The organism is Micromonospora sp. KC606, from assembly GCF_004348675.1.
Classification (GTDB): domain Bacteria; phylum Actinomycetota; class Actinomycetes; order Mycobacteriales; family Micromonosporaceae; genus Micromonospora.
Window position 1 is genome coordinate 1 of the sequence record NZ_SMKN01000420.1, and the last position, 873, is coordinate 873.

1 protein-coding gene is annotated in these 873 nt (G+C 73.9%); it reads right to left on the reverse strand.

Annotated features, from left to right (window positions below; genetic code table 11):
• Positions 1-25 precede the first annotated feature (25 nt).
• The coding region (locus E1193_RS31485) for a hypothetical protein (RefSeq protein WP_165945879.1) at positions 26-873 on the reverse strand (848 nt) is incomplete at its 5' end.

Here is an 873-nt window from a genome sequence, read left to right on the forward strand (position 1 = left end):
GGGCCGGGCCTCGCCCGCTGTCGGCTCAGTCGCCGGACAGGTCCTCACCGGCCCCGCTGTCGGCGCGCTCCCGGGCCCTCGTGGTGGGCTGTCCCGCGGTGCCGCCGATGATGCGTCGCTCCAGCACCGTCTGGTTGAGGTGCAGCTCGAGCATGTCGAAGATGATCTCGCGGGCCCTGCCGTCGTTGGCTGGGAGCGCCTCGCCGTCGGAACGGACGACCAGGCAGTAGGCGACGTAGTGGCCGCGTACCTGCCAGCCGACCCGGGCCGCGGCCTTGGTGACCGCCTCGGTGCCGTCGCCGGCGGCCATTCCCCGGAAGCGGCCCTGCCGCTCGTCGAGCAGTTGCCGGATCCGGTCGTGGACCTGCTGGGCGGTGCCCTTGTCGGGAAGGTTGAACAGACCGGAGGTGGCCAGGTGCTGGCCGTCGGAGGTGCGCAGCGTCGCCCGGACCACCTGGCTGCATCCGAGCCGGACCAGCAGGTCGGCTATCTCGCCGGCGGCCGCCACCGCGCAGCTGCCGCTGGAGTGCGTCTTCCGCACCTCGTACGCGGGCTGGCCGTCGGTGACCACCAGTTTCTTGCTGGGGAACACCTCCTTGGCGGTCAGCGGCTGCCGGTCGGTGTCCCGCGAGTCGAGGTCGCCGGCGGTCGGCTCGGTGCTGGGGCCGGCGGTGCCGGGCGGGTTGCCCGGCGCTGCCCGGTCGATCTTCGTGGTGCGTTCGATCAGGACGGTGGCGGCGCCGATGCCGCAGAGCGCCAGCAGCACCAGCACGGCGGCGCCACCCACGACGACCTGCCAGAGCCGGTTGCCGCCGCGACCGGAGCCGGAACGGCGGGACGGGGGCGGGTCCACCGGCGCGGTCGGGGTGTACT